The sequence below is a fragment of the Roseovarius arcticus genome (assembly GCF_006125015.1).
Classification (GTDB): Bacteria; Pseudomonadota; Alphaproteobacteria; order Rhodobacterales; family Rhodobacteraceae; genus Roseovarius; species Roseovarius arcticus.
Genome location: NZ_SZZN01000001.1, coordinates 661,291 through 686,439, shown reverse-complemented (window position 1 = coordinate 686,439; position 25,149 = coordinate 661,291). Strand labels below are relative to the sequence as shown.

Annotated in this window: 16 protein-coding genes and 2 pseudogenes; 12 read left to right on the top strand and 6 right to left on the bottom strand. The window is 55.6% G+C overall.

From position 1 onward, the window contains the following. Positions 1-28 precede the first annotated feature (28 nt). From MK6180000_RS03265 to MK6180000_RS03225, 8 genes are all read left to right on the top strand, one after another. Positions 29-1,651, top strand: a complete 1,623-nt coding sequence (locus MK6180000_RS03265; RefSeq protein ID WP_138933435.1) for a cytochrome ubiquinol oxidase subunit I — start codon at positions 29-31, stop codon at positions 1,649-1,651. Beyond that, positions 1,648-2,808 (top strand): cytochrome d ubiquinol oxidase subunit II, encoded by a 1,161-nt coding sequence (gene cydB, locus MK6180000_RS03260; RefSeq protein ID WP_138933434.1) that lies wholly within the window; start codon positions 1,648-1,650, stop codon positions 2,806-2,808. The genes MK6180000_RS03265 and cydB overlap by 4 nt, the downstream gene beginning before the upstream one ends. 15 nt (positions 2,809-2,823) lie before the next feature. After that, positions 2,824-2,973 (top strand): cytochrome bd-I oxidase subunit CydX, encoded by a 150-nt coding sequence (cydX, locus tag MK6180000_RS03255; protein WP_138933433.1) that lies wholly within the window; start codon positions 2,824-2,826, stop codon positions 2,971-2,973. Positions 2,974-3,014: 41 nt separating this feature from the next. After that, positions 3,015-3,431, top strand: coding sequence for a DsrE family protein (locus tag MK6180000_RS03250; RefSeq protein ID WP_138933432.1), 417 nt, complete (start codon positions 3,015-3,017; stop codon positions 3,429-3,431). A gap of 63 nt (positions 3,432-3,494) precedes the next feature. After that, positions 3,495-3,938 carry a DsrE family protein gene (locus MK6180000_RS03245; RefSeq protein ID WP_138933431.1) on the top strand — a complete coding sequence of 148 codons (444 nt, stop codon included), beginning with the start codon at positions 3,495-3,497 and terminating at the stop codon, positions 3,936-3,938. A 238-nt stretch (positions 3,939-4,176) separates the two neighbouring features. Beyond that, on the top strand, positions 4,177-4,662 hold the full coding sequence (locus MK6180000_RS03240; protein WP_138933430.1) for a bacterioferritin: 486 nt from the start codon (positions 4,177-4,179) through the stop codon (positions 4,660-4,662). A gap of 593 nt (positions 4,663-5,255) precedes the next feature. After that, positions 5,256-6,140 (top strand): MBL fold metallo-hydrolase, encoded by an 885-nt coding sequence (locus MK6180000_RS03230; RefSeq protein WP_138933429.1) that lies wholly within the window; start codon positions 5,256-5,258, stop codon positions 6,138-6,140. A 32-nt stretch (positions 6,141-6,172) separates the two neighbouring features. Beyond that, a complete protein-coding gene (locus tag MK6180000_RS03225) occupies positions 6,173-7,843 on the top strand; it encodes a bifunctional protein tyrosine phosphatase family protein/NAD(P)/FAD-dependent oxidoreductase (protein ID WP_138933428.1) in 1,671 nt (556 codons plus the stop codon). 496 nt (positions 7,844-8,339) lie between these two features. On the opposite strand, the pseudogene MK6180000_RS03220 reads toward MK6180000_RS03225, so the two are convergent. The 3 genes and pseudogenes from MK6180000_RS03220 to MK6180000_RS03210 form a co-directional block, all read right to left on the bottom strand. Next, a pseudogene (locus tag MK6180000_RS03220) lies at positions 8,340-8,733 on the bottom strand (transposase); the annotation flags it as partial. Positions 8,734-8,845: 112 nt separating this feature from the next. Then, positions 8,846-9,724 (bottom strand): dimethylarginine dimethylaminohydrolase family protein, encoded by an 879-nt coding sequence (locus tag MK6180000_RS03215; protein WP_138933427.1) that lies wholly within the window; start codon positions 9,722-9,724, stop codon positions 8,846-8,848. A gap of 256 nt (positions 9,725-9,980) precedes the next feature. Continuing rightward, a complete protein-coding gene (locus MK6180000_RS03210; protein ID WP_138933426.1) occupies positions 9,981-10,688 on the bottom strand; it encodes an IS6 family transposase in 708 nt (235 codons plus the stop codon). A gap of 265 nt (positions 10,689-10,953) precedes the next feature. On the opposite strand from MK6180000_RS03210, the gene MK6180000_RS03205 reads away from it, so the two are divergent. The 4 genes from MK6180000_RS03205 (at position 10,954) to MK6180000_RS03190 (ending at position 23,095) form a co-directional block, all read left to right on the top strand. Next, a complete protein-coding gene (locus tag MK6180000_RS03205; protein WP_138933425.1) occupies positions 10,954-12,012 on the top strand; it encodes an HNH endonuclease in 1,059 nt (352 codons plus the stop codon). A 55-nt stretch (positions 12,013-12,067) separates the two neighbouring features. Next, entirely contained in the window at positions 12,068-12,850 is a 783-nt protein-coding gene (locus MK6180000_RS03200; RefSeq protein ID WP_246040415.1) for an HIT family protein, read from the top strand. A gap of 179 nt (positions 12,851-13,029) precedes the next feature. Then, on the top strand, positions 13,030-13,998 hold the full coding sequence (locus MK6180000_RS03195; protein WP_212751870.1) for a DUF4917 family protein: 969 nt from the start codon (positions 13,030-13,032) through the stop codon (positions 13,996-13,998). Positions 13,999-14,686: 688 nt separating this feature from the next. Further along, on the top strand, positions 14,687-23,095 hold the full coding sequence (locus tag MK6180000_RS03190; protein ID WP_171054517.1) for an RHS repeat-associated core domain-containing protein: 8,409 nt from the start codon (positions 14,687-14,689) through the stop codon (positions 23,093-23,095). Positions 23,096-23,159: 64 nt separating this feature from the next. On the opposite strand, the gene MK6180000_RS20560 is transcribed toward MK6180000_RS03190, so the two are convergent. The 3 genes and pseudogenes from MK6180000_RS20560 to MK6180000_RS03175 form a co-directional block, all read right to left on the bottom strand. Next, positions 23,160-23,297, bottom strand: coding sequence for a hypothetical protein (locus MK6180000_RS20560; RefSeq protein ID WP_246040414.1), 138 nt, complete (start codon positions 23,295-23,297; stop codon positions 23,160-23,162). Positions 23,298-23,652: 355 nt separating this feature from the next. Then, the gene (locus tag MK6180000_RS03180) at positions 23,653-24,360 is read right to left on the bottom strand and encodes an IS6 family transposase (protein ID WP_138933421.1); all 708 of its coding nucleotides are present in this window, start codon (positions 24,358-24,360) and stop codon (positions 23,653-23,655) included. 56 nt (positions 24,361-24,416) lie between these two features. Next, a pseudogene (locus MK6180000_RS03175) lies at positions 24,417-24,965 on the bottom strand (IS6 family transposase); the annotation flags it as partial. Positions 24,966-25,149 lie beyond the last annotated feature (184 nt).

The window sequence follows — 25,149 nt, the reverse complement described above, 5'->3', positions numbered from 1 at the left end:
TTTGCCTCGCGAATAAGGAGAACCAAAAATGGATCTCGACATTGTCGAGCTGTCGCGCCTGCAATTTGCGGCGACAGTAATGTATCATTTCCTCTTCGTGCCGCTGACCTTGGGTTTGTCGGTGATCGTCGCGATCATGGAGACGGTCTATGTCATGACGGGTCGCCCGATCTGGCGGCAGATGACCAAGTTCTGGGGCATGCTGTTTGGCATCAATTTCGCGCTTGGCGTAGCCACCGGCATCACCATGGAATTTCAGTTCGGCATGAACTGGTCCTACTTCAGTCACTACGTCGGGGATATTTTCGGCGCACCTCTGGCGCTGGAAGGTCTGATGGCCTTCTTCCTTGAGGCAACATTCGTGGGGCTGTTCTTTTTCGGCTGGGACAAGCTAAGCAAGGTCGGACATCTGACCGTGGCGTGGCTGGTGGCGATCGGGTCGAACTTTTCTGCGCTCTGGATCCTGATCGCCAACGGCTGGATGCAGAATCCGGTGGGTGCCGAGTTCAACCCAGAGACGATGCGAATGGAGATGACCAGCTTTTTCGAGGTGATGTTCAACTCGGTCGCGCAGGCTAAATTCGTGCATACCGTTTCGGCGGGCTATGTCACGGCAGCAGTTTTCGTGTTGGGCGTTTCCGCGTGGTACATGCTGAAGGGGCGTCACATTGAATTGGCCCGCCGTTCGATTACAGTAGCGGCGTCCTTCGGTCTTGCGTCCGCTCTGTCCGTTGTCCTTTTGGGTGACCAATCCGGCTATGACGTTTCACATAACCAAAAAATGAAGATGGCCGCCATAGAGGGCATGTGGGAGACAGAACCCGCCCCCGCGCCCTTTAATCTTATCGGTTTTCCCGATCAGGAAGCGCGCGAGACGCATTATGCGATCAAGATTCCCTGGGTAATGGGCCTGATAGGGACGCGGTCGTTGACCGAGGTCATTCCTGGCATCGACGAGTTGGTTGCAGAATCCAAAGATCGCATCCGGTCCGGTATCATTGCGTATGACGCGCTGATGCAAATCCGTGATGAACGAGACCAGACGTCGGCTTCCGTACGCCAAACCTTCGAGGAGCATGGTGGCAATCTTGGCTATGCCTACCTCCTCAAACGCTATCTGGACGACCCTCGTCAGGCTACAGAAGGGCAGATTGATCAAGCTGCTAACGATACGATACCGAACGTATGGCCGCTTTTCTGGTCTTTCCGGATCATGGTCGCTCTTGGCTTCAGTTTCATTGCAGTAATGGCCTACTTCTTCTGGCGCTCCAGTTTTCGTGGCCAAGTCTATCCGCGTTGGGCGCTCTGGGGCGCTGTGGTGATCATTCCGACACCATGGATCGCGGCCGAGCTGGGCTGGATCGTGGCGGAATATGGTCGCCAGCCGTGGACGGTGGACGGGGTGCTGCCAACGGCATTGTCGGTTAGCCATCTGTCGGTCGCCGATCTGTTGCTGACACTCGCAGGCTTTATGATCTTCTACACGATCCTGTTCATTGTCGAGATGGGTTTGATGCTGAAATACATCCGCCGCGGGCCGGTCGAAGATGTCGAAGAGAGCGAGATATGGACCGCGCGCCACGAATACCGACTGCGCACGAATGACGGCAAAGGCCCTTTTCCCAAAACACCAGCGGAGCAATTGCCATGATCCTCTATGAACTGATCTCCTACGATGTGCTGCGTGTGACCTGGTGGCTGTTGCTGGGTGTGCTGCTGATTGGCTTCGCGCTCACTGACGGGTTCGATATGGGCGTTGGCGTTCTGCTGCCCTTCGTAGCAAAAACAGATGTTGAACGCCGCATCGTGATCAACACGATTGGTCCGGTCTGGGAAGGTAATCAAGTCTGGTTCATCCTCGGCGGCGGCGCGATCTTTGCCGCCTGGCCACCGCTCTACGCGGTTAGTTTTTCCGGCTTTTACCTTGCGATGTTTGTCATCCTTGCCGCTCTTATCATTCGCCCCGTGGCGTTTAAATACCGCTCCAAACGCGAGGACGAGCGCTGGCGCAGCACATGGGATTGGGCGCTTTTCGCCGGAGGAGCGGTGCCTGCGCTGATCTTTGGTGTCGCGGTGGGCAACGTGTTACAGGGGGTACCCTTTGAGCTGACACCTGACCTTTTCGCCCGCTATGAGGGTGCGTTCTATGCCAAGTTCGCAGGCCTTTTGAACCCCTTTGCTCTATTGGCGGGCTTGGTGTCTCTGTCCATGCTCACCACGCACGGTGCCGCCTGGCTATCACTCAAGGCCGAAGGCCCGGTAGCGTCACGAGCACGCGCTATCGGTACGTGGTCCGGTCTTTTGACTATCGCCGGATATGTGTTGGCCGGCCTCTGGCTCGCCGTCGGGATTGAAGGCTATGCCCTGACAACAGAAGCCGTGGCAAACGGGCCGTCAAACCCGCTTTATTCAGAGGTGGTGCGCACCGAAAGCTGGCTTTCCGCCTATGCGGCACGTCCGTGGATCACGCTGGCACCTGCACTGGGACTCCTCGGTATGGTGATGGCCGTGGTCGGCCTGCGCGCCGGACGTGAAGGTACGACACTGCTCTGGTCAAAGGTGGGAATTTTCGGCTCTATCTCCTCGGTTGGGTTGACGATGTTTCCGTTCATCCTGCCCTCATCGCTCGATCCGCGCTCGTCGCTGACAGTTTGGGACGCCTCGTCCTCGCACCAGACCCTGTTTGTAATGCTGGTCGCCACAGCAATCTTCATGCCGATCATCCTCGCCTATACGGCATGGGTCTACAAAGTGCTCTGGGGCAAGGTCACCGAAGCGGATGTGACTGACTCCAGCTCCGCCTACTAAAGAAAGGAACCTAACATGTGGTATTTTGCTTGGATGCTCGGCCTGCCGCTTGCCGCCGTTTTTGCCGTGGTCAACGCGATGTGGCTTGAAATGCAAGGCGACCGCGCGCTGTGGGAAAAGGACGATCCTGGCGTGGATGACTCCCCGAAAGGCGTCACAACCTAACATCCTTTTTATCTGCAACCTCAACTAAACGGAGATAACCAATGTTCAAATTGAAAACTGTCGCGGCAGCTGCCGCAATAGCCCTTCTTTGCACCGGTGCCGTTTTTGCTGGTGATGACGATCCGCTGTTCATCAACCTCACCTCGGATGACGGCCACCGTGTGAATATGGCGCTGGCATTTGGCGGCAACCAGTTGGAGCGCGGCCATCCGCTGACTGTGTTTCTGAATGACCGTGGTGTTATGGCAGCGGCCCAGGCAAATGCGGAACAATTCGGCGATCAGCAAGCAACGCTGCAAAAACTGCTCGACGGCGGCGCGACCATCCTCGTGTGCCCAATGTGCATGAAGCAATACAATGTCGTCCAAGGTGATCTGCTGCCGGGCCTCGAAGTGGGCAACCCCGACCGCACTGGCGCGCAGCTATTTCAGGACGATGTTGTGACGCTCACTTGGTGATCGCCCGCCCTATCGCGGCGCCTCCATGAATGAAAATCTGAAGATGGGAAAAGGATCAAACAGATGAAAAAGACACTTCTTGCAGCCGGTGTAGCCACCTCGACACTTCTGGCCTCGGACGCTGCGATGGCAGAGCCGGTCCAAAATCTGGTGACTGTCGTCACTTCGGCCGAGCCGCAGACACAGCTGATGGCGATGGTGCTGACTATGCAGGCCGCGCAACAGGGCGCGAAGGCGCATATCATGCTGTGTGGTCCTGCCGGTGATCTGGCGCTGAAGGATGCCCCCGCAAGCGCGACCGCCGGGCAGCCGCCCAAGGACATGAGTCCGCAGGGCCTGATGCAGATGATCCGTGAAAAAACCGGCGCGACGACTGAGGTTTGCGCGATCTACTTGCCCGGCAAATCACTGGACTCGACCGCGCTGCTCGATGGTGTTGGCGTTGCCGATCCGGCAGAGATGGCCCAGCGGCTGATGGCGGCGGATACCAGAGTTCTCAGCTTCTGAACGGCTTGCTTATTGAGCCTGTCGTGCAACGCCCCGCGGGAAGGGCGCCACGGGCCCCATTCATGCCTCGCCCATGAACGCAAACGGTGCCCGATGGATCATCTATCCGATCTGTTGGCACATCTCACCACATAACAAACGCTTGCACCAAGACAGAAACACCCGCCGGGGACTCGCAATGGGTGAGATATTCCAAACCTACGCAATTAACGAAATACAGCATAAAAGGAGTGTTAAAATGTCAAATTCTAAACTGATCGAGTTTCTGAACCAGGCCGTCAAAATGGAAATGACCGCCGCCCATCAGTATCAACTTCATTCGCATGTTCTGGAAGACTGGGGCCTGACAAAGCTCGCCGCGCAGATGCGCGAGGAGATGACCGAAGAACTGGGCCATTCAGATCTGTTCATAGCACGGCTCATGTTCCTCAAGGCAACCCCCGAGCTTGCCTTCTACAAAGCACCACGTAAAGCGGAGTCGCTGCCGGATATGTTCCGTTCTGATCTCGCGGACGAGGAAGAGGCTATTGCTGTCTATACCAAAGCCTCGCAGCATGCTGCTGAATTGGGCGATATTGGGTCGCGGACGTTGTTTGAAAAGATCGTTCTGGACGAAGAGGGTCATAAGGCTTGGCTGGAACTGCAACTCGACCTGATCGAGCGGCTCGGAGAGAAGACCTACAGCGCGAAATTCATGGTGACGGACCAGCCCGAGGAACTTTGAACCTCGGGACCGGGCTTTGATGTATGTGCAGCCTGCGCCGCGGTTGCTGGAGGTGGCCGACAATAACGTTGTCCAAGCGACGCAGCAGGTGCTTTGCACCGAGCTGCGCGGGAAGTCATCTCGCGCACGCTCTCCGAGTTTCAGCGCCAAAGCTGGATCGAGCAGCACTGCAGCAAACCCGGCTGGTCGTATGCGCGGCGCTTGATCGATTGGCGCGCTCTACCGGCGAACGGTGATGAAATCACCGAGAAAACCGTCCCTTATTGGCCAAGATGATCCCGACGCTGATTCTTTAAAAGAACTGACCATGGCAAAGAACGTTGGTTGCAGTTGGTGGTGGGGTTTGCGGCAAGGCGCGGCTGTCGCCGCTCTCGATTGGCGCGCTGCTGACCTTCATGACTGCCACCGCCATTGCCGTCTAAATCCTGCGCCATGTTATCGGAGTGTAACCAATGAGATTTCACTGGCCGCTGGAAGGTTCTGTTGTTCGCCCATTGCCATGATGGCCGGGATCTTGTTGGCGAAATTCATTCAATCTCTTGGCGCAGCATCTGCCGCCGCGAGAACCTGACTTCACTCGAGGAGATATCGAAATGCCACATTATCCAATTGAAATGGACACGAAACCCGCCGTCCACAGCTTCTTTGACGAGGCGACCAACACGATCTCCTATATCGTCAAAGACCCGGCCTCGGACAGTTGCGCGATTATCGATTCCGTCATGGACATCGACTATGCCGCCGGGCGTATCACCTCTGACCACGCAGACGGGATGATCGACTTTGTCAGACAGAATGGCTGGCGGCTTGAATGGATCATCGAAACCCATGTCCACGCCGACCACTTGTCCGCCGCACCTTATATTCAGCAGGAACTGGGCGGGAAGATTGGTATAGGCCACGAGATCATGGCCGTGCAGGAGACGTTCGGAAAGGTTTTTAACGAAGATACCGAGTTCCAACGCGACGGAAGTCAGTTCGACAGGCTGTTTCAGGATGGCGATACCTACCAGATCGGGGAACTGGCCGCCTTCGCGATGTTCACCCCCGGTCACACGCCGGCCTGCATGACCCATGTGATGGGCGACGCCGCTTTCGTTGGCGACACGTTGTTCATGCCCGATGGTGGTTCGGCGCGAGCGGATTTTCCCGGCGGCGATGCGGGCACGCTTTACGACAGCATACAAAAGGTCCTGTCCCTACCGGACGAAATGCGGCTGTTCATGTGCCATGATTACGGCCCCGGCGGCCGCGACGTTCAATGGGAAACTACCGTGGCCGAAGAAAAGGCCCACAACATCCACGTTGGCGGCGGCAAGAGCAAAAAGGAATTCGTCAAGTTCCGCACCGAACGCGACGCCACGCTCGCGATGCCGCGGCTGATCATTCCGTCACTGCAAGTCAATATGCGCGCTGGTGAGGTGCCTTCCGACAAGGACGGCAATCCGATGCTCAAGGTGCCGATTGGGCGACTGTAAATCGAAAAACATACGCTGGGAGAGAAAAACCAATGGTACCGAAGAAACTGACAGATCGCCTGTCCGTGTCGCCGCAGATCGCCTTGACGGACATGAAACAAATCAAATCGCTGGGCTTTGGCACCATCATTTCGAACCGTCCCGATGGCGAAGGATCGGACCAACCGACATTCGCGGAAATTCAGGACGCTGCAAAAAAGGCCGGGCTCAAGGCAGTACATGTCCCGGTCACCGCAGGCGCCTTGACGGACGATGACGTGGCCGCAATGCAATCCGCTGTGACCGAAGCGGACGGGCGTGTGCTGGCCTTTTGCCGGACCGGGACACGCTCGGCGACGCTCTGGGCGATTAATGAAGGTCGCGACGGGACGGCGGTTCCGACCATTCTCCAAATCGGAAAGCAGGCAGGCTATGACCTCAGCGGCGCGGCCCGGCGGATCGCGGCAGGTAACGGTTCTGCCTCGGACACCCCCGACGTTACGCATGATATCCTCATCATCGGTGCCGGTGCGGCCGGAATCGCCACGGCGGCGAGTCTAAAGGCGCGGCGAGCTGATCTGGACATCGCGATCATCGACCCGTCCGAGGCCCATTATTACCAACCTGGCTGGACACTGGTCGGCGCAGGTGTCTTCACACCCGAACAGACCGCAAGAGCCACGGCTCATCTGATCCCGAAGGGGGTCGAGTGGATCAAGGCTGCCGTTGTGGCATTTGAGCCGGAAAAGAACTGCGTGATCGTCGAAGGGTGCCGCGTCATCGGCTACAAGCGGCTCATTGTGGCACCGGGACTGAAGCTGGACTGGCACGGCGTCGAGGGGCTGACGGAAACGCTGGGACGCAACGGGGTGACAAGCAACTACCGGTACGATCTGGCCCCCTATACCTGGAAACTGGTGCAGGGTTTGAATTCCGGGCGCGCCGTATTTAGCCAACCGCCGATGCCGATCAAATGTGCCGGTGCGCCGCAAAAGGCGATGTATCTCTCTGCCGATCACTGGCAGCGGACCGGCGTTCTAGACAAGATCGACATCGAGTTTCGCAACGCTGGCGCGGTTCTCTTCGGCGTGAAGGAATACGTACCGGCCCTGATGAAATACGTCGAGCGTTACGGAATAGACCTCAAGTTTAATGAAACCCTAAAATCGGTGGATGGCGCAGCAAAGACTGCAGTTTTCGCGGTCAAGGACGCGGACGGAAACGTACGGGACGAGACTGTGGAGTTTGACATGTTGCATGCGGTGCCGCCACAGACTGCGCCAGATTTCATTCGCGTTTCACCAATTGCAAATGAGGCAGGCTGGGTCGATGTCGATCAGGCAACTCTCCGCCATCTAAAGTTCGATAACATCTGGGCGCTCGGCGATGCCTGCGGGGCACCGAATGCCAAGACGGCTGCCGCCGCGCGCAAGCAGGCTCCGGTTGTGGCCCATAATATTGTGGCGGATATAGATGGCGGCTCTGCCGTGGCGCATTACGATGGCTACGGCTCCTGCCCGCTGACGGTCGAACGCGGCAAGATCGTGCTGGCTGAGTTCGGCTATGGCGGCAAGTTGTTGCCGTCGTTTCCCAAATGGGTCATCGACGGCACCAAACCCAGTCGCGCCGCTTGGTTTTTGAAGGAAAAGATGCTGCCGCCGATCTATTGGAAGGCCATGCTAAAGGGCCGGGAGTACATGGCCCATCCTGACACAACGGGCTGAAAGCCCGAACGAGCGTGGATCACGTCGACGACCGCACCAGTAGACGCCGCCTTAGCGGGCAAAGAGCCGTGAAAGAATTGCATGACGCCGATTGGCCTTGTCGGCCATGGCCGGGCACGCCGCCATGAGCAAAATGGCGGCGCCGGCAAAAACTCTTTTCACGATCACTCTCCCTTGGAAACTCGTTACGCTAGGAAGTCTGACGTGCTTGATTTCACAATGCTGTCGCGAGAGCAGTTTTCACTAAGACCTGTTGCAGGACCGCAATGCAGATTTGTCGACTTTTCTTGAAGATATGCCTAAGCCCAATACAAGGTTTTGGGTACCAGTTTTAGGTGAAAAATGCCCCCAATTTTGCCGCACGATCATATGGAAAACCCATATCAGCCCCAATGATGCAGGGGTAACCACGGCCCGGCGTGTGACATGGCGCAGGCAACCATGATGCGCGGAGTGCGTCGTTCCTGGCGATGGTACCGGCAACGCTTGGCTTTCATGGCTGGGCATTTCTGCGCGGCGCAATGACTGCGGCAGTTCCGCGGTCAGCGATAGCATTGTGGCGTCTGCGCCTGTCGTTTGCTCCATCCGCGGTCACACTGCCAATCTCCTGATTGCGGGGGATTTGGTCGAGTAGATGAGGCAAAATCGGTGCATCCCCGGTGTTGCTGCGGCGATCTCGACTGCTCTGACTTTCAGCGTCTGTTCATCAATACCGATGTGGATCTTACGCCAGACGCGCCGCTTGGAACGCGCGTAAGCATCCCTCTCCCTCGACCTTGATGCCGGTGCTGTCCGCTGCCCGGCAAGGCATTGCGCAGCAATGCCCGAGAGCAAATGAGCAGGTGCAACGGGCCCGTTGAACCACGATATGGAATGTTCACCGCAAGCGTCCACCTGCTGTGGTAGATTCGAGATGCTCATACCCGGCGCTTTTGGCTTCGTTGTGACTTAGCCATATTTGCAGGGGGCATAGACGTCGGCGATCTATGCGCAAGAGGTCGATTATGCGTCTTCGCGGCAAAGTGCCTGACACAGACAATGCACACCGCCACCTCCCAACGTGAACATCGACATATCCGGGTCATAGACGTCGAACCCCAAGGCGCGCATCTTAGCGTTCAGATCCGTGGATCCTGCCATCGACAACACTTTGTTATTGCCCAGTGCGACTAGGTTGACGCCAAGGTCTTTCGCCTCGCGATACTCGACATCGACGATATCAATACCCCAACCCCGCACGATATCCACCAACCATGGTTCCATCGCGTCGATACAGGCAACCACCAGCTTTTCCGCCAACGGAACAATCAGCCCGTCCATGTGTACGAATTCACGGCTGATGGGGGCGGTCACCGCCTCCCAGCCTTCCGCGCGCACAAAGTCAGCCACTTGTTCGCTGCCTTCTTTTTCCGACCGCTCACCACAATACCCGATCAGAACGCGGCCCGGTTCAATTATATTGAAATCCCCTCCTTCGAAATGCCCGGCGGTGGCAAATTTCCAGATCGGGATGTTGTGATCCAGATAAAATTTGATGACCGTTGCGTAATCTGCCCGGCGGCACTTCAACTGCATATGGCATACCAGCGGCCCCCACGGCGTCATCGCTGAACTGTCGCGCGCAAAGAAGTTGCGGTGCAGCACCTCGTCCGCATTCAGGTAATGACATGTCACGCCGTTTTCTTCGTAGATCGACACCATTTCCGAGTGTTGCTTCATAGCCAGTTGCAGATCGAACTTATGTCCGGTTCTACCGGCATTGGCCAATGTGCGCCCAATCAACGGGCCTGCTTCGACCCATCGAAAATACTCGGGTTTGCCCAGCAAAACATCAGTCAGCTTTGCGTAGTCGTTGTTGATACCAAATTTGGAAAGAGGCATTGAATCATCCTTCACGACGCGTCTCCTGTTCAGCGTTCCTGACAGGGCCATCACAAATACCACATTCCATACTACGCAAGGTAAGAATGCACATGTAATCGAAAGAAATCCAACATAAAGCTAAAAGGTCATTATACTCAACAAAAGAAAGCAAAATGCCCGTCCAAGACAACCCAACTAAATCAGAAAAAAGGTATAATGGCGGTGGTGTCAGACCAATGCGAACCAGTCTCTGCAAGGACAGAGAGGCTGCCCCTTATGCCACGCCCAACTGGCGCCACTCGGAGAGAGCAGCGGTTCGGTTCAGCTTGAAATTGCTCCGTGAGTAAAGGTGGCGCTCCTGGTTGAAATGGTTGCGAATTGAAGAATGGACGGCGACAAATTTTTGCAAACTTTGCATCTGCCGAAAGCGGAGCATCGCCCGTTCTCGTCGTCGAAACGGCAGATGCGAATTCTCGGCCCTGTTGTTCAACCAGCGGCCTGTTTCCTGTTTCGGTGCAATGCCGATGACCTTCATTGCGGCGCCATAGGAGCGCAATCTATCGGTCACGATGATTTCTGGATTGCCGTATCGCTTCATTGATTTCTTTAGGAATTTCAATGCTGCTTTGCGATCCCGGCGTTTGGTAACATAGCTTTCCAGCACTTCGCCTTCGTGGTCGACGGCGCGCCACAGATAATGCGTCTCACCATTAATCTTCACGAAAACCTCGTCTAGGTGCCATTGCCAGTTCGAGTGCGCCCGCATCCGGCTCGCCCGATTACGACGGATTTCGGCTGCAAACATCGGTCCAAATCTGTTCCACCAGAACCGCACCGTTTCATGGCTGACGTCGATGCCGCGCTCATGCAGGAGGTCTTCGACGTTGCGAAGCGAAAGTGGAAACCGGACATACAGCATCACCGCTAGGCGGATGATCTCGGGTGATGTTTTGGAATAGCGAAAGGGGCTGGGTTTTGTCATCCGGTGACGCTAGTCGGCGCAAACTCAGCCGGCAAGAAAGTTCCTCTGACACGGCCCTATTTGTGGTTCACGCGGTCGCTGACCCAAAAGTCATTGCCGAAGTTGGTATTCGACTTGCATGCTACCTTTCACTTGCGCTTGCTGCGAAGGCAGCGCCATCCTTTTACAAACAAAGAGTGGGTAGCCTTTGATTTATTGCATCTCAGACTCAGAGTGGCGTGATCGATACGACGCACGGATCGAGCTCGATGGAACGGATGTTCTGTTGCATAGCCGTGGTGGGGCAACTGGTGGCAGGCCCGCCAGAAACACAGAATACGAAGAAGCTTTACTAACAATCATCCGGCGACTTCGCGCGCAAGATACGGGCACCAATTCGACTATTGGACGCGTACTTCTGGATAGCACCGTGGCCCGACACAGCTCGAAAGTCGCCCGCACGCTCGCAACTTCAGATGAACTTACCGGGCTGCCTGATGAGGATGTTGCGAAGTTGATTCGGCAGAGAGCAAAGCGTTGGGGACAGAAACTGAATTCAAAAGGCGGGAACTCCACAAAAGCGCTGCGTTTCGAGATATCCGGGCGCTCTCTTTCAAGCATTCGTACCACTCTCAAACTGATGAAGTGGTCAGTCGAGGAAGCCTCGCCGACAATAATTGAACGGCTGCCAAGTGATCAACTCAGAAAGGTTGCTCGCGATCACATTCGGCGATCGATTGAGCGAATTCTGGCCGGTGAGGATGTGCCCAATTTTTCGGAGTCGACGGACTACGATGTTCTGCTCCCTGACGGCACGCGGCTTGCTCCAAAGAAAGTTTTTGGCCTTGCCCTGGAGGAGGCTCTCGGCATTGAAGCATTCCCGCAGCATTTCAGCTCAGGGTTCAGCCAGCCATGCTTTGAGATCATCCAAGCTGCTGGATTTCACATTGTTGGGAAACCTAGCGAATCGCTTTCTTCAGAAGCGATGCAGCAGGCACTGCGGGACATTCCACTAGATGACGGCGACAGATCAGCGATCGAAGGCAACCCAAAGATCGTTGTCCACATACAGCGCGAACGCGCGAGTGGGCTGTCGCGACAGAAAAAGGCTGCGTTCGTCCGTGAGCACGGAGAGCTATTTTGCGAACGATGCGGCTTCCGACCCGTATCGACCTATGGGCCATATGTAGGCGACTCTTGCATAGAGGTTCATCATGCGCTGATCCAAGTGAAAGACATGGTTCCTGGGCACGAGACAAAGCTGGAAGATTTGCAGTGTCTCTGTGCGAATTGCCATCGGGTCACGCATCGTGAAATGGCGTTGGGCATCGCCGCAAATTCATAGACGAGATGGCTATACAGGCTCGGCCCAAAGCCGACTTTGGCACCAAATGCAGCCGATGTCCGGAGAGCCGGTCAAAGATGGACGACGAATTGTCGGATACAGGCTGGCGGCCAGCGATCTGTCTGAGCAGGAAATTGCTGCACTCATTGAACTCTGCCAGCAATGTCTGTCCGTCTATATCGGCCTGCGAGGCGATTGCATTTGGGGGCACCGCGGCATTGCGGATGGCTATGTTCCTGGCTCGGTCCGGTATGAGGTGCTCAAGCGCGCCAAGCACCGTTGTGAGCTTTGCGGGGCCCATGAAGAACAGTCTGCCCTGCATGTCGATCATATCATGCCACGTTCCAAAGGCGGCAGCGACGACTTGAGCAACTTTCAGGCGCTCTGCGTCACATGCAACACGAACAAACGAGACAGGGACGATACCGATTTCCGGGACGTGCTGGCCTCCTATGGCGTCAGAGAGGAGGCCTGTCTTTTTTGCAGGATCGGCGAAGACAGGATCATCGCCGAGAACCAGCTCTGCTACGCGATCCGTGACGGATTTCCCGTTACCCCAATGCACACGCTGGTCATCCCCAAGCGGCATGTGGCCGATTACTTCGAGCTCTATCAGCCCGAGTTGAACGCGATCCAGGCGTTGCTCAAGGAACAGCGCGAGCAAATTCTTGCCGCGGACCCCGCCGTCACCGGCTTCAATGTCGGGATCAACGCCGGGGCCGAGGCCGGTCAGACCATCTTCCATGTCCATGTCCACCTAATCCCGCGTCGGAAGGGGGACGTGGCAGAGCCCCGCGGTGGCGTGCGTGGGGTCATTCCTGAAAAGCAGAAGTATTAGGATGAACAGCGATCAGTTTACCCCGAGCTTCCCATCGCAGATTGGCCCAATATCGCCACTAGACCTCGCAATATCGCCTGAAACCAGCCGTTCGAGATTGCTACTCACTGCACCTGTGGAACATATTTAAACTTATCTACGAAATGCGACGAAAACAGTTAATCAGGATGGAAACAATTATGCCGGAAGTCATTGAATTCCAAAGAGCAATCGAAGCGACCGATGGTGATGATCGCGCTCTTTTGATCGGCAACGGTTTTTCCGCGCGATATTTCAATTACCAGTCGTTGTTAGAAAAGTCTGGCCTCGATGAGGGCACGCCGCTGCGCAACCTGTTCGCCGCACTGACCACTACCGATTTCGAGGCCGTTGTGCGAGCGTTGGAGGGGGCAGTCGTGGTCGAGACCGCCTATGGAAATGACGCACATGCCAAAGAGCTCGAAGACCACGCACAGAAAATCCGCGAGGCTCTAGTTCAGGCCATCAATACGACCCACCCAAAACACCGGGAGGATCTTGACCCCCAATACACGAGCAGCGCCGCCTTCCTAGAGAAATTCTCAACTGTTTTCACGCTCAACTATGACTTGCTCCTCTATTGGGTCAATTTGGAAAAGCGCATTCTGAAGGACGGATTCGGACTCGGCACACCGACGGGTAGCTTCATAGGTCCTTTTTCAGAAGGCGCATACTGCCACCTATATAACCTTCATGGTGGCCTTCATCTCTTCGACAACGGGGCCGGGGAAATCCTGAAAGCGGTAGATACCGGGTCGGGCGTCATCTCAACAATCACAAGCACGATCGCTAAAAAGCATCGTTTCCCAATCTATGTTGCAGAAGGGACCAGCGTGCAGAAGATGCGGAAAATCAATTCCATCGCTTATCTACGTCACTGTTACGAGACCCTTCGGCATAGTTCTGCAACGATTTTTGTTTATGGTCACAGCGCGGATGAAAACGACGCTCATATCTATCGTGCCATTTTTACGTCCAAAGCAAAGCACATATATTTCGGTGTCTACAAACCAGACGACGAAAATCTAAAAGCTTTGGACGGCCTCCTCGCCAAGCACCAAAAAACCGCTGGTTCGGACACTGCATACACCTTCTTTGACAGTGAAAGTGCCCAAGTTTGGGGCGCTTGAACTAGTCGGGTCAATCGGGCGAGGAGTTCCGCCACCACACAAAATATCACTGAAATTTGGTTTTGCAGTAAACCGTCGCCTTTACGCGACCAGTGGAACGTTCAGAAACAGCTTGGTGAGCCCCGCTGCACGCCAAAGCACGAACCTCTGCGCTCTCTCGCGCACAACCACGCCGCCCTCGGGTGTCTCTGCTCTTTTCGATAGCGGTCGAGCCCACCCCAACATCGGCGCAATCCATTTTCGGCAAGCATCTGAAAAGACAAACAGTTTTGAATGCGTCTCGATTTGGGTGAAGGGCGGGTGAAAGGAGACGCGGGGCGTTCGGAGACCAATTTCGGGCCAACGGCCAGTCTCCGAAAGTCGGATGGCTCCGCTAAACCCCTTTGTAACAAAAAGAAAAAAAGGCCTTCATAGGGGCCTCATCTCGGGTTCGCGAATGGTTTGTGGCGGAGGGGATGGGCCTGAAAGACAACCTTCTCCAGGCCGCAAATCACTGAATTATCTATATAAGTTTTGAAGGCAAGCCCGACGAGCGCCGTTCCAAAACGTCGACCGGCACCAAAGCGGCAACACTGCCAGAGGCTACCAGATCAAGAAAACCGCTGTCTTGGCATCCGCCGACCGCGAGTAGGATCTTGACTCGTTTATGCGGCGTGCGATTATGATCAGATACTTGGGGAGAAGTGAAATGCGCTTGCTTGCCCTGCTTGCTTTACAGATTACAGTAATTTTCTTTGTGCTTGCACAAGGTGCAGCGGCGGAAGAGCGGTTAGTGGGCGCTATTCCGGGCGCCTTGGACGTAACCTTGAACGGTAGTTCCAGCTACTCGATCCCGATAAAAATCGCCCCAGGAACCGCTGGGACACAACCGAAAATTCAACTCGCCTATAGCAGTCAAAGTTTTGGAGGGCCGCTTGGCGCCGGATGGTCCATATCGGGGATTTCGGCGATCACGCGGGGACCGAAAGACCAATTTGTAGACGGTGCCGCTGGCGCGATAAACCTTGATGACGACGATGCCCTTTATCTGGACGGTCAAAGGATTTTGCCGATCGGTCCGGCGGTAGGGACCGGCAGTTCTAGGACCCTTGAGTACCGGAAAGTAGACGACGACTTTTCTGAGATTGTTCAGTACGGACCCGATCTAAACCATTCATATTTTCGAGTCCGAACGAAGGGCGGCGTAACGCTAATTTTTGGAAATCCCGAGATTCTCACAATAGGCGATCCGGCAAGTCCCGATCTCGATGCAACCATTCACTTGAGTAACGGCGCAGTGTTGGCCTTCGCGGAAAGCATAGCTGCTGACACCGTCGGAAATTTCATACAGTTCCGCTACCAGAAGAATGGACTAGGCGATTACAATATAAGGAACATTTACTACACTGGCCACGGAAGATTTGATGAAAAGTCGCTTTTGCACGTGGACAGGGGATTCTTTGCGGCAATAACCTTTCGGTACACCGCCGCGCCTCGCCCACTAGAGGTATACGTTGGTGGTCAAAGCCTGAAGAAAGACCAGAAACTTACGGATGTCTACTCGTGCGTCTCAGATGAATACATTGACAGTACGTTTTCATGCCCTGAAAATATAGCACTTGGCGGGAGCGCAGTAACTCAAGTTGCACACTATAAGCTTGAGTACGACTCAGTTGACACGGCCAGCCGCTTTGTTCTGAAAATAGTCCGAATGTTCGGGTCGGACGGTGTAACGGAAATCGAACCCACCAATTTCAGCTACACAACCCCAGCCTTGGGCTGGGACAAGAATGCCATTTCTATACCGTCGGGACTGATTCTGGCGGCTTCCGACAAGGTTGCAAGCGGTTACCGGTTTGCGAATTTTGCGCCGGGTTCAACGGGCGGTCGGGACTTGCTGTTTTCGGTCGAAGTAGATGGGAAGAAAGTCGCCTATGCATTCCAGAACAACGGCCCAGCCTCTTGGACGGCGGGCGGACAGCCTTGGAGCCCAGCCAGCAAGAGCGCCACCAGTCCAGGAGTAACGTCGCAGTTCGACTTCGAGCCTCCAGTACCCTTTGTTTCTGAAGACGGGACCGATCTTGGGGTCGCTTTGTTCGATGTCGACGGCAGTGGACGCGCAGCTGTCCTCCAGAGCAATATGATTGGGTCTCAAGAGAGCAAGTCCTCTTATCTTCCGGGTGCGACAACATTCGAACAACACCCCGAGTACAATCTACCGTTCATTCTGACCCGAGATGGGCATGTCACTGCGAAATATCTCACGGGTAGCTGGACGGGAGGTGCAGGGCCTGACCTGATCTACGAGTCGGAAGGAAGCCGCGGGTTCCTGCAAAACCTGGGCCCCGGTTCCGGGTGGCGCCAGCGGGCTGACTATCTCCCACCTATTTCCATCGACGACCGCACCTATCTCATTGATCTGGATTGCTCGGGGGGGCCGCCGGCGTTAGTAGGCGTTGTCGTCCTTCCGGACGGCTCCTCCTCTTGGAAGGCCTACCGGTTTGGATCGGGTGGCTGGGAAGAAGAGACGGATGCAAAATTTCTTCCTCCGTTCCCTGCCAGCACCAACCCCGCGGCAGTGAGAGAAGTTCGCCTAAATGGCCCAGCGTCACAGTGCTCCGCACTCATCGTAGCTACGGCCGAGGGAGCAGGCTTCCGAGGAGCTTTCCTGCCATCCCAAGACGGCTGGCTTGAAGTTTCATCGAAAGTCCCGCCTTTCGATTTGGTGAGTGCGGATGGCACCCCATCCAAGGCCGTGGTGCTGGACCTGAAGGGCGACGGCTTCGATGGAATCCTGGCCAGCACAAAAACACCGAGTGGCTCCATTTCTTTTGTCTATAGCCAAGATGATCAGATCTGGCACGACGAAAGTCAGCAATTCAAGCTTGCGTCGTTCGTCGCAAGCAACGACCCAACCCAGCCTGTAACATCCTTTGTGGGGCCAATCGTCGGCCAAGGCGGAAGTGACATCGCGATCTTGAACGATCAGCGGGTTGCAGCCGCGGACGTTGCGGGAACAAACCGCCAGTTCGGAAAATTCTTCACAAACGACGGCAGTTCGTTCGAAGAACAAGCTGCGTTTGCCCCGCCAATACCGTTCGCAGCACGGGACAAACAAGATCTAGGTGTCCGATTCATCGATCTCCACGGCACCGGCTTACCAGACGCAATCTTCAGTCGACTAGTAACGCGGTCGGGTAAGACATATCTCGAAACGGGGGCATACCAGAACACGTCTAGGGGGTGGGTCCCGGCCCCGGGTGTCTGCACGAACTCATCAGTTCCGTTTGACCTCTCGGATCCAAATCCAGCCATGAGAGTAGGCCTGTGCCCCCCGGTACCGTTTTCAGGATCCCAGATCACGGGAAATCCTGTTCAGTTTCTCGATTTGGACGGCGATGGATACACTGACTTGCTTTACAGCTATCAGGATTCATCAGTCGTAACCAAGATCTACTTCAACAAGGAGTACTTCGACTCAACGGGCGCGGCCGCAGGTAGAACTTGGGTAGACGCAGCGTCTGACCCCACTAAGTACTCGAAGTACATTCCGCCACAATCCGTGCTTCCATTTTCAAGGAAGGGGATCGGCGATCAAGGCGTGAGATTTGCGAAACTAAGCTCCGACCGAATTGGAGTCTTAATTGGGCGTCGCGGACCGTGCCAAGTTGGAGTCGTCGGCAACTTTCCAAATCTCACCACGAAGTGTGTTGCGGATGGTCCGGCAGTTCTCAGTGCATTCAGCTTCGACGGAACCATGTGGCGTGAGGCTCCACAGTATGCACCTCCACTTCCCTTTGTAACGCAGCTAACTTCTTCGACCGACCCCGCCATCGATCTGTATGTTCAGATGACCGATGTCGATGGAAGCGGATTACCGGATCTCGTGGCGAATTTCACCGAGCCGGACCTTCCGCACCCCGGGCCCCCCAAAGTCGTCAGCGGCGTATGGATGAATACAGGAACGGGTTGGCGGGCATCATCGATGACGGTTCCACAGGCGCTCGACGTGGTTTACCGACAGCCGAGAACCCTCGTCCAATGGAGCGACGTCAACGGCGACGGCCTGCCGGACATCATCACGACGGATGGCGCCTCGCCGAGTGCGTCCAAGACTTGGTTAGGCACAGGAAGAGGATGGACATTGTCCCCTGCTTGGCAAGTTCCAGCGGCCGCGATCTCGACCTTGGACGGAGATCCAGGATTCCGATTGGTCGATGTCAACGGGGATGGATATCAAGACCTTCTATGGATGCGCCCCGCCAAGGCCGACGGCAGTGAAGATCGCGGGCTCGTACTAAATGACGGGAACGGGTGGAGCAAGCGGGCGGACAACCTTGTCCCTCCCGGGCTGGTTTTCACGGATAAGGATGGTGTGGATCAGGGTGTCCGCTTGCTCAGCGTCACCGGGAAGGGCCTAACCGATATCGTCGCGTCCTTCGAAGGTGGACTGCAGGAAGTCTACACCAACCGTGCCCGCCGCGCCGACATACTAGCTAGCGTCACGGACGGCTACGGGATCAGGACTGAGGTCCGCTATCAGACTCTTCTCGAGCGGGACGGTTCTGATCAAGCGTCTGGCGTCGTCGCAAACCCACTTGGTTGGCGTGCGTTTGAACGGGAAATCCCAGATGACTACCCACGAGTTGCGCCGGTGCCAACGACATATGTGGTGCGGCAGGTGGTTGTAGATGCAGCGGACGGGCTTGCCCCAGCTACAGTCGACTATCGGTACGGCAAGTACCAAGTTGATGCGGACGCCAGCAGGCCGCTTGGCTTCGCATGGAGGGAGAGCCTGAATGAGTTTAGTCGGGTATTAACCCGTCAAGAGATGTTGCAGGATGCTCGAGCGCATCCGGGGGTTACGAACGAAACTTCATGCACTGTAGATCTATCGGCCTTGGAGGCGATAAGGGGCGAGGCAAGCGGTGTAAGCGTCCCAGTCACACCGTTCCCGACCGATCTCTGCCCACAGGGCGCCACCGTGCAATTCGACTGGGGCTACAAGATTTCTGACACTTCCACCTGTTGGTCAGTTTTCGAGGGGGACCTCAATGGCAACGTTAATGAGCTCAAGTTACCAGGAGCAGAATGCGGCCAAGGCAAGAATAATGGCCCTTTAAGCGGGCGGATAATCCGGCAGGTCGCAATCGCGTCGCAAGTAACGCGAACCTACGAAGTTGATGGATATCTAGTCTCCAATGAGACCAGCGAATTTGAGTATGATGCCGGAAAAATACTCGAGCGGCACGGAAATGTGGTCAGTGTCCTAACCACACTTGCGGACGGCTCCAGTACGCAGACAACCAGCGAATACTCTGATGATCCAGCAAAGTGGCTTCTCGGGCGACTTGTCTCAAGTACGGTAACCAAGAAGGGTGATCTGGTCGGTTCTGGGCCTGACCGAGTCTCCGAGACAAAAACAGCGTGCTTTGATTATAATTCTGAGACCGGCCTGTTAAATCGGGAAGTAGCGAACTGCGACACAAGTCGAGAAATTCGAACCACCTACAAGCATGACAGATTTGGCAACATTGTTGGCAAGACGATTGCTACTGACAGGTTTCCCGATCAGGCATTCGTCTACGAGTACGGTGATCGCTTCTCTAGATTCATCACGGCCTCCGTTGACCCTCTTGGGCACAGATCCAGGCTGGAGACCGATCCGGTCTCTGGTGAGCCGCTTGTCGCTGTCGACCCCAATGGGCTGAAGATCGCATATCAATACGATGCATTTGGGCGGTTGACCAAGCAGACCGCGCCGTCCGGGATTATCACTCGCACCGACCTGGTCGACGCGAGGACTGCCGGAGCTTTGCCCGTCTACGATGGCGTCCATAGCATTGCTTTAGGTTTGTCAGCCCCTGTTCGATATGCAGTCCGCACAGAGATCGAAGGCCTTCCCGCGACGTGGGCGCTCTTCGACGCAAAGGGCCGAGAACTGCGTCGCGTTTCCGACGCCTTCACGGTCGATCCGACGGCAGCCCGGTATGTGTTCACGGAAGCGCGGTATGACTCGCTCGGAAGAATTGTAGCCGCGTCACTTCCGCACGATGCCTCGGCGCCGCCGTCCTGGACGTTTACGGAATACGATGACTTGGGGCGGGCATGCGCCTCGACCGCGATCAACGGCCTCCGCACCGAAACGGTATATACGAGCGCGCCCGAAGGCGGGGCAAAAGTGACGGTTGTCGTCGATCCGACGTCTCAACTTTCGGGGCAACACTCCAACGGACAGCAGCTTTTCTCTTGCGGTCACCAATTCCAGGAGGGGCTCTACAGACCGGGCGGACTGAACCAGATAACCACGTCAACGCTGAACATGAGAAAGCAGATTGTCGAATCTTCCGACGCTCTCGGCAAGGTCTCGTTCACGTATGACGCCGGTGGGCGCAAGACCGCGATGCTCGGTCCGACCGGAGCCGAGACGATCTACAGCTATGACGAATTCGGGAACCGCGTGCAGGTATCCGACCCGGATTTAGGGGTCTGGACATATGAGTACGATGCCTTTGGGCGACCGACTGCGCAGACTGACGCCAAAGGTCAGCGTACTGCGCTCGAGTACGACTTGTTGGGTCGGCCGAAAACCCGAGTCTCCGGTGACGTCGTATCGACATGGACCTATGATGAGGCTGCCCACGGTATCGGCTTGATAGCCTCTGCTTCGAGTTCAAATGGATACAGCGAGCGCTTCCTCTACGACGAGCTCAGCCGACTGAGTGTCGACTCGGTGATCGTCGGTAATGAGCATTTCTCCACGTCGCTGGACTACGACAAATACGGCCGGGTCGAGAAGATCACCTACCCCAACCTGTTCGCTGTACAGAACGTTTTCGATGAAAAGGGATTTCTCACATCCGTCATTGATCCAAGAGATGATCACGCCTTCTGGGCGGCCAAAGAGATGGACGCCTTCGGACGCATCACGAAAGAGGAGTTCGGCAATGGGGTCGTCACAACGAAGACATACGGGCAGGATGATCAGAGGCTGGATCAGATCAGTGCAGTAAATGGCGCGGGCAAAAGAGTCCTGGACCTCACCCTGGATTACGACCTCATAGGAAACCTTACCTCTCGCAACGAAACCGTGGACCGCCGCAAGGAGACCTTCACCTACGATGTGTTGAACCGACTGAACCAGACTTCCGAGGCGAATGGTCGTGTCAGCGAATTCAGATACGATGCCGCGGGCAGGATGAACTACAAATCCGGCCTCGGCGAAATCACTTATGCCAAGCCCCAAGACGGTGGCCAAGGCGACGTCTTTCAGCCCTATCATGCGGTTCTTCGGACCGAAAAAGGTTCGGGCACGCGGAGCTATCAGTACGACGAGAACGGGAATATGCGCGCGGCGCCGGGCGTGACATATGAGTACACATCGGACAACCGCCTGAAGCTTGCCTACCATGACTCCTTCAAGTGGATGCGCTTTGACTACGGCCCCAACGGCGATCGTTTTCGCCAGTCGAGCAGGGAAAGCGGGCAATACCGAGAGACGATCTACGTCGGCCTCTATGAGAGGGTGATCGACTTTTCACCTTTCAGGAATTTCGACTTCCTGCGCCCGGACAATTTCACCGGCTTCGAGCGGTCAATAGTTGGACGAAACTATATCTCCAACGGGTCGGAGATTATCGGCGTAGTCGAGACCAACGAGCACTACGCAAACAACCTTCTTTACAACCCTGACTCAGATCCTGCTCGCTTCTTCTACGGGAAGCGAACCGAGCGAGTGGGGCGCTACTTCTCGAACGATCAGTTGGGCTCCATACTTCGCGTGACCGATGCGAAGGGCAAGGTGCAGGAACGGTTCTGGTTCGATGCCTGGGGCTTAAGTTCAGGCTCGGATCACGATGACGTCTCAAGAGGCTTTACCGGCCACGAGCAACTGGATTCGTTCAATTTGATTCACATGAATGGGCGCGTCTACAATCCCATTCTTGCGAAGTTCCTTTCGGTTGACCCAATCAATCAAATGGCCAATGACACACAGTCTGGCAACGGCTATGCGTATGCAAGGAATAACCCACTTCGCTACATTGATCCAACAGGGCTAGGTTGGATCAGCGATTTCGTTGGCGGGATCGGCGACGCAATTTCAGGCGCCGCTGGAGCTATCTGGAACGGCATCACCCACTTCGCCGGAGAGGTCGAGAAGTGGTTCCATGAGAACTGGCGAACAGTCGTTGTCGTTGCCGTAGTAATTGTGGTCTCCGTCGTTACAGTTGGCGCGGCAACACCTGCCTTGAGTCCGCTTGCGGCGGGAATATTGGGCGGCATGGCCGCTGGCGCCGCCGGAGGTGCGCTAGGTGCTGCTCTCTATGGCGGTAGTACCGATGACATCATAGGAGCCGCGATCAAGGGTGCTGTGATCGGTGGAATTTCTGGTGCGGCCTTCGCTCAGGTAGGAACGTATTTTGGACCCGCAAATCAAATGACCACCGCATCCGAGGTCGGTTCCATGGCAGCTCATGGCGTAGTGGGGGGTGCCAAAGCATCAATAGAGGGCGGTGACTTTTGGAGGGGCTTTATTGCGACTGCAGCGACGAAAGCATCGAGTATTTATGCGGATTTCAACGGCACCGCGGCCAACTCTGCGCGAGCAGCGGTCGTGGGAGGAACGGTTGCTGAGTTGAACGGAGGAAAGTTTGCTAATGGCGCTGCACTTGGCATCTTCTCTTACTCGTTCAACGACCTTGTTCACGAATTGACATCTTCACCGGCGGTTGGGTTGGGTCATCACAGGTTGGTAGTAAGAGACGGAACCGGGAAGGTGATTGGAGGGGTATCACTGGTTCCCAGTGGGATTGCTGGGAAACTTAGCTTCCTATCTTCTTCTTCCTCTGGCCTTGTAAGTTTTTCAAATGAAGATCCATCCGGCTGGACTATTTCCGACACTGATGCCAGATGGATTGAGTTACCGGTGGAAAGATTTGTGACATCGCCGTACGAGGACTTAGCGATTGCCAACTATTTTAGATCACAAAACTTAGTTCCCCATAGTTACAGCCTGCCAACTAATAATTGCTGGACTTACTGCAACAGTGAGTTTGACAAAATTAAATCGCAAATTGAACGGTCAAGGAGAGATGGTGTCAGTCCAAATATCCACTAGGAGGAAGGTGTGGTCGTTCCGAAACAGTTCTAGAGGCTGAAAAAGTAATAGTGCTATGCCTTTACTAATCCGTCTCGATATAAACCCCCGAGCAATCGTAGTCGACCGCGGCCGCCGTTGCTCCGCTGTTCATGTAATTGCGCAGGCTCAGGAGTTGGGTCGCGGCGGGGATGTCGGTGTCGAGCACGGGCTCGACCACCACACCGCTCACCTCCTCGACAACCCGGACGCCGATCTCGGTGCTTCGGCGCGGCGAGGAGCGTGAGGGTCAGGACGTTCGTCGTGCTCGCGACCGGGAAACCTGCCCCCAAGTCGGTGCGCGTCGGAGCGCGGGCGGCGTCGTTCTTTTCCAGCTTGCAGTTCATGTGGGTGCCATAAAGCAAGTTCCGGCGGATTTGAACTGAACCGTCTCACTCTTGGCGGCACGCTCGAACCTGATCTCGCATCACAGCGTAGTCCGCCAGCATCTCCGCGATCTCCGAGCCCTCCGGCAGCATGGCCAGTGTTGCTGTCAGACCAATTCGAACTCGTCTCTGCAAGGGTGGCGAGCCTGCCTGCTATGCCACGCCGAGCTGGCGCCACTCGGCAAGAGCAGCGGCGCGATTCAGCTTGAAATAGGGTCGACTTGAGAGGCTGCGTTCATGATTAAAGTGGTTGTAGACGGAAGCGTGAACGGCGGCGAATTTTTGCAAACTTCGCATACGCCTGAACCGAAGCATGGCCCGTTCTCGCCTTCGAACTGGCTGGTGTGAATTCTCAGCCCGGTTGTTGAGCCATCGGCCGGTTTCCTGTCTGTCTACGTTGCCGATGACCTTCAGTGCCGCGCCGTAGGAACGCAGCATGTCGGTGACGAAAATATGTGCGCGACCATGGCGTTTCATGGTTTTCCTGAGGAATTTCAATACTGCCTTGCGATCACGGCGCTTTGTGACAAAGCTTTCCAGGACTTCCCCTTCGTGATCCACAGCCCGCCAAAGATAGTGCGTCTCGCCGTTGATCTTCACGAACACCTCATCCAAGTGCCACTGCCAGTGTGTCCCCGACCGCATTCGATCAACCCGTCTGCGGCGAATTTCGGCGGCAAACATCGGGCCAAATCTGTTCCACCAAAATCGAACCGTTTCGTGGCTAATGTCGATGCCGCGTTCGTGCAGAAGGTCTTCCACGTTCCGAAGCGAAAGCGGGAATCGAACGTACATCATGACGGCCAGACGGATGATCTCTGGGCTGGTCTTGAAGTAACGAAAGGGGCTGCGTTTTGTCATCCCGCGACGCTAAGTGCTCGCCCTCCCCGCCTCAATCAATTTTGCTCTGACAGAGCCATGGCCCGTTCTCGCCTTCGAAATGGCTGGTGCGAATTCTCAGCGCGATTGTTCAGCCAGCGACCTGTTTCCTGCTTACCGGAATTGCCGATAACCTTCATCGCGGCGCCGTATGACCGAAGTTTATCAGTCACAATGATCTGCGGCTGGCCGTACCGCTTCATTGATTTTATAAGGAATTTCAATGCCGCTTTGCGATCCCGGCGCTTCGTGACGTAAGTTTCCAGCACCTCACCTTCATGATCCACAGCCCGCCAAAGGTAGTGGATCTCACCGTTAATCTTTACGAAGACCTCGTCCAAGTGCCATTGCCAGTTCGAGTAAGATCGCATCCGGTCGATCCGTTTTCTGCGAATTTCAGATGCAAACATTGGACCAAATCTGTTCCACCAGAAACGGACGGTCTCGTGGCTGATCTCGATGCCACGTTCGTGCAACAGATCTTCCACATTGCGAAGCGAAAGCGGGAACCGCACATACAGCATCACGGCAAGCCGGATGATTTCAGGCGACGTCTTGAAATAGCGAAAAGGGCTGTGTTTTGTCATCCTCAAACGCTACGGGACCGCCCTGCCCGTCTCAAGCTGGTTCAATCTGACACTGTCCCCTGACCGCCTCAAGTCGATTTCGTCTGACAGTGCCCCTCGGTCGCTCCTACCGCTGTCCTTAGAAAATTGAACTACTGCCAACGCCATAGTGACCGAAAAGTGGTCGTACAGATAGCTCCGCCAC

Coding starts and splice junctions, on each gene's coding strand:
- MK6180000_RS03250 (WP_138933432.1), top strand. CDS start 3,015: ATGTTCAAATTGAAAACTGTCGCGGCAGCTGCCGCAATAGCCCTTCTT.
- MK6180000_RS03245 (WP_138933431.1), top strand. CDS start 3,495: ATGAAAAAGACACTTCTTGCAGCCGGTGTAGCCACCTCGACACTTCTG.
- MK6180000_RS03215 (WP_138933427.1), bottom strand. CDS start 9,724: ATGCCTCTTTCCAAATTTGGTATCAACAACGACTACGCAAAGCTGACT.
- MK6180000_RS03210 (WP_138933426.1), bottom strand. CDS start 10,688: ATGACAAAACCCAGCCCCTTTCGCTATTCCAAAACATCACCCGAGATC.
- MK6180000_RS03195 (WP_212751870.1), top strand. CDS start 13,030: ATGCCGGAAGTCATTGAATTCCAAAGAGCAATCGAAGCGACCGATGGT.
- MK6180000_RS03230 (WP_138933429.1), top strand. CDS start 5,256: ATGCCACATTATCCAATTGAAATGGACACGAAACCCGCCGTCCACAGC.
- cydX (WP_138933433.1), top strand. CDS start 2,824: ATGTGGTATTTTGCTTGGATGCTCGGCCTGCCGCTTGCCGCCGTTTTT.
- MK6180000_RS03225 (WP_138933428.1), top strand. CDS start 6,173: ATGGTACCGAAGAAACTGACAGATCGCCTGTCCGTGTCGCCGCAGATC.
- MK6180000_RS03240 (WP_138933430.1), top strand. CDS start 4,177: ATGTCAAATTCTAAACTGATCGAGTTTCTGAACCAGGCCGTCAAAATG.
- MK6180000_RS03265 (WP_138933435.1), top strand. CDS start 29: ATGGATCTCGACATTGTCGAGCTGTCGCGCCTGCAATTTGCGGCGACA.
- MK6180000_RS03200 (WP_246040415.1), top strand. CDS start 12,068: ATGTCCGGAGAGCCGGTCAAAGATGGACGACGAATTGTCGGATACAGG.
- MK6180000_RS03180 (WP_138933421.1), bottom strand. CDS start 24,360: ATGACAAAACGCAGCCCCTTTCGTTACTTCAAGACCAGCCCAGAGATC.
- MK6180000_RS03190 (WP_171054517.1), top strand. CDS start 14,687: ATGCGCTTGCTTGCCCTGCTTGCTTTACAGATTACAGTAATTTTCTTT.
- cydB (WP_138933434.1), top strand. CDS start 1,648: ATGATCCTCTATGAACTGATCTCCTACGATGTGCTGCGTGTGACCTGG.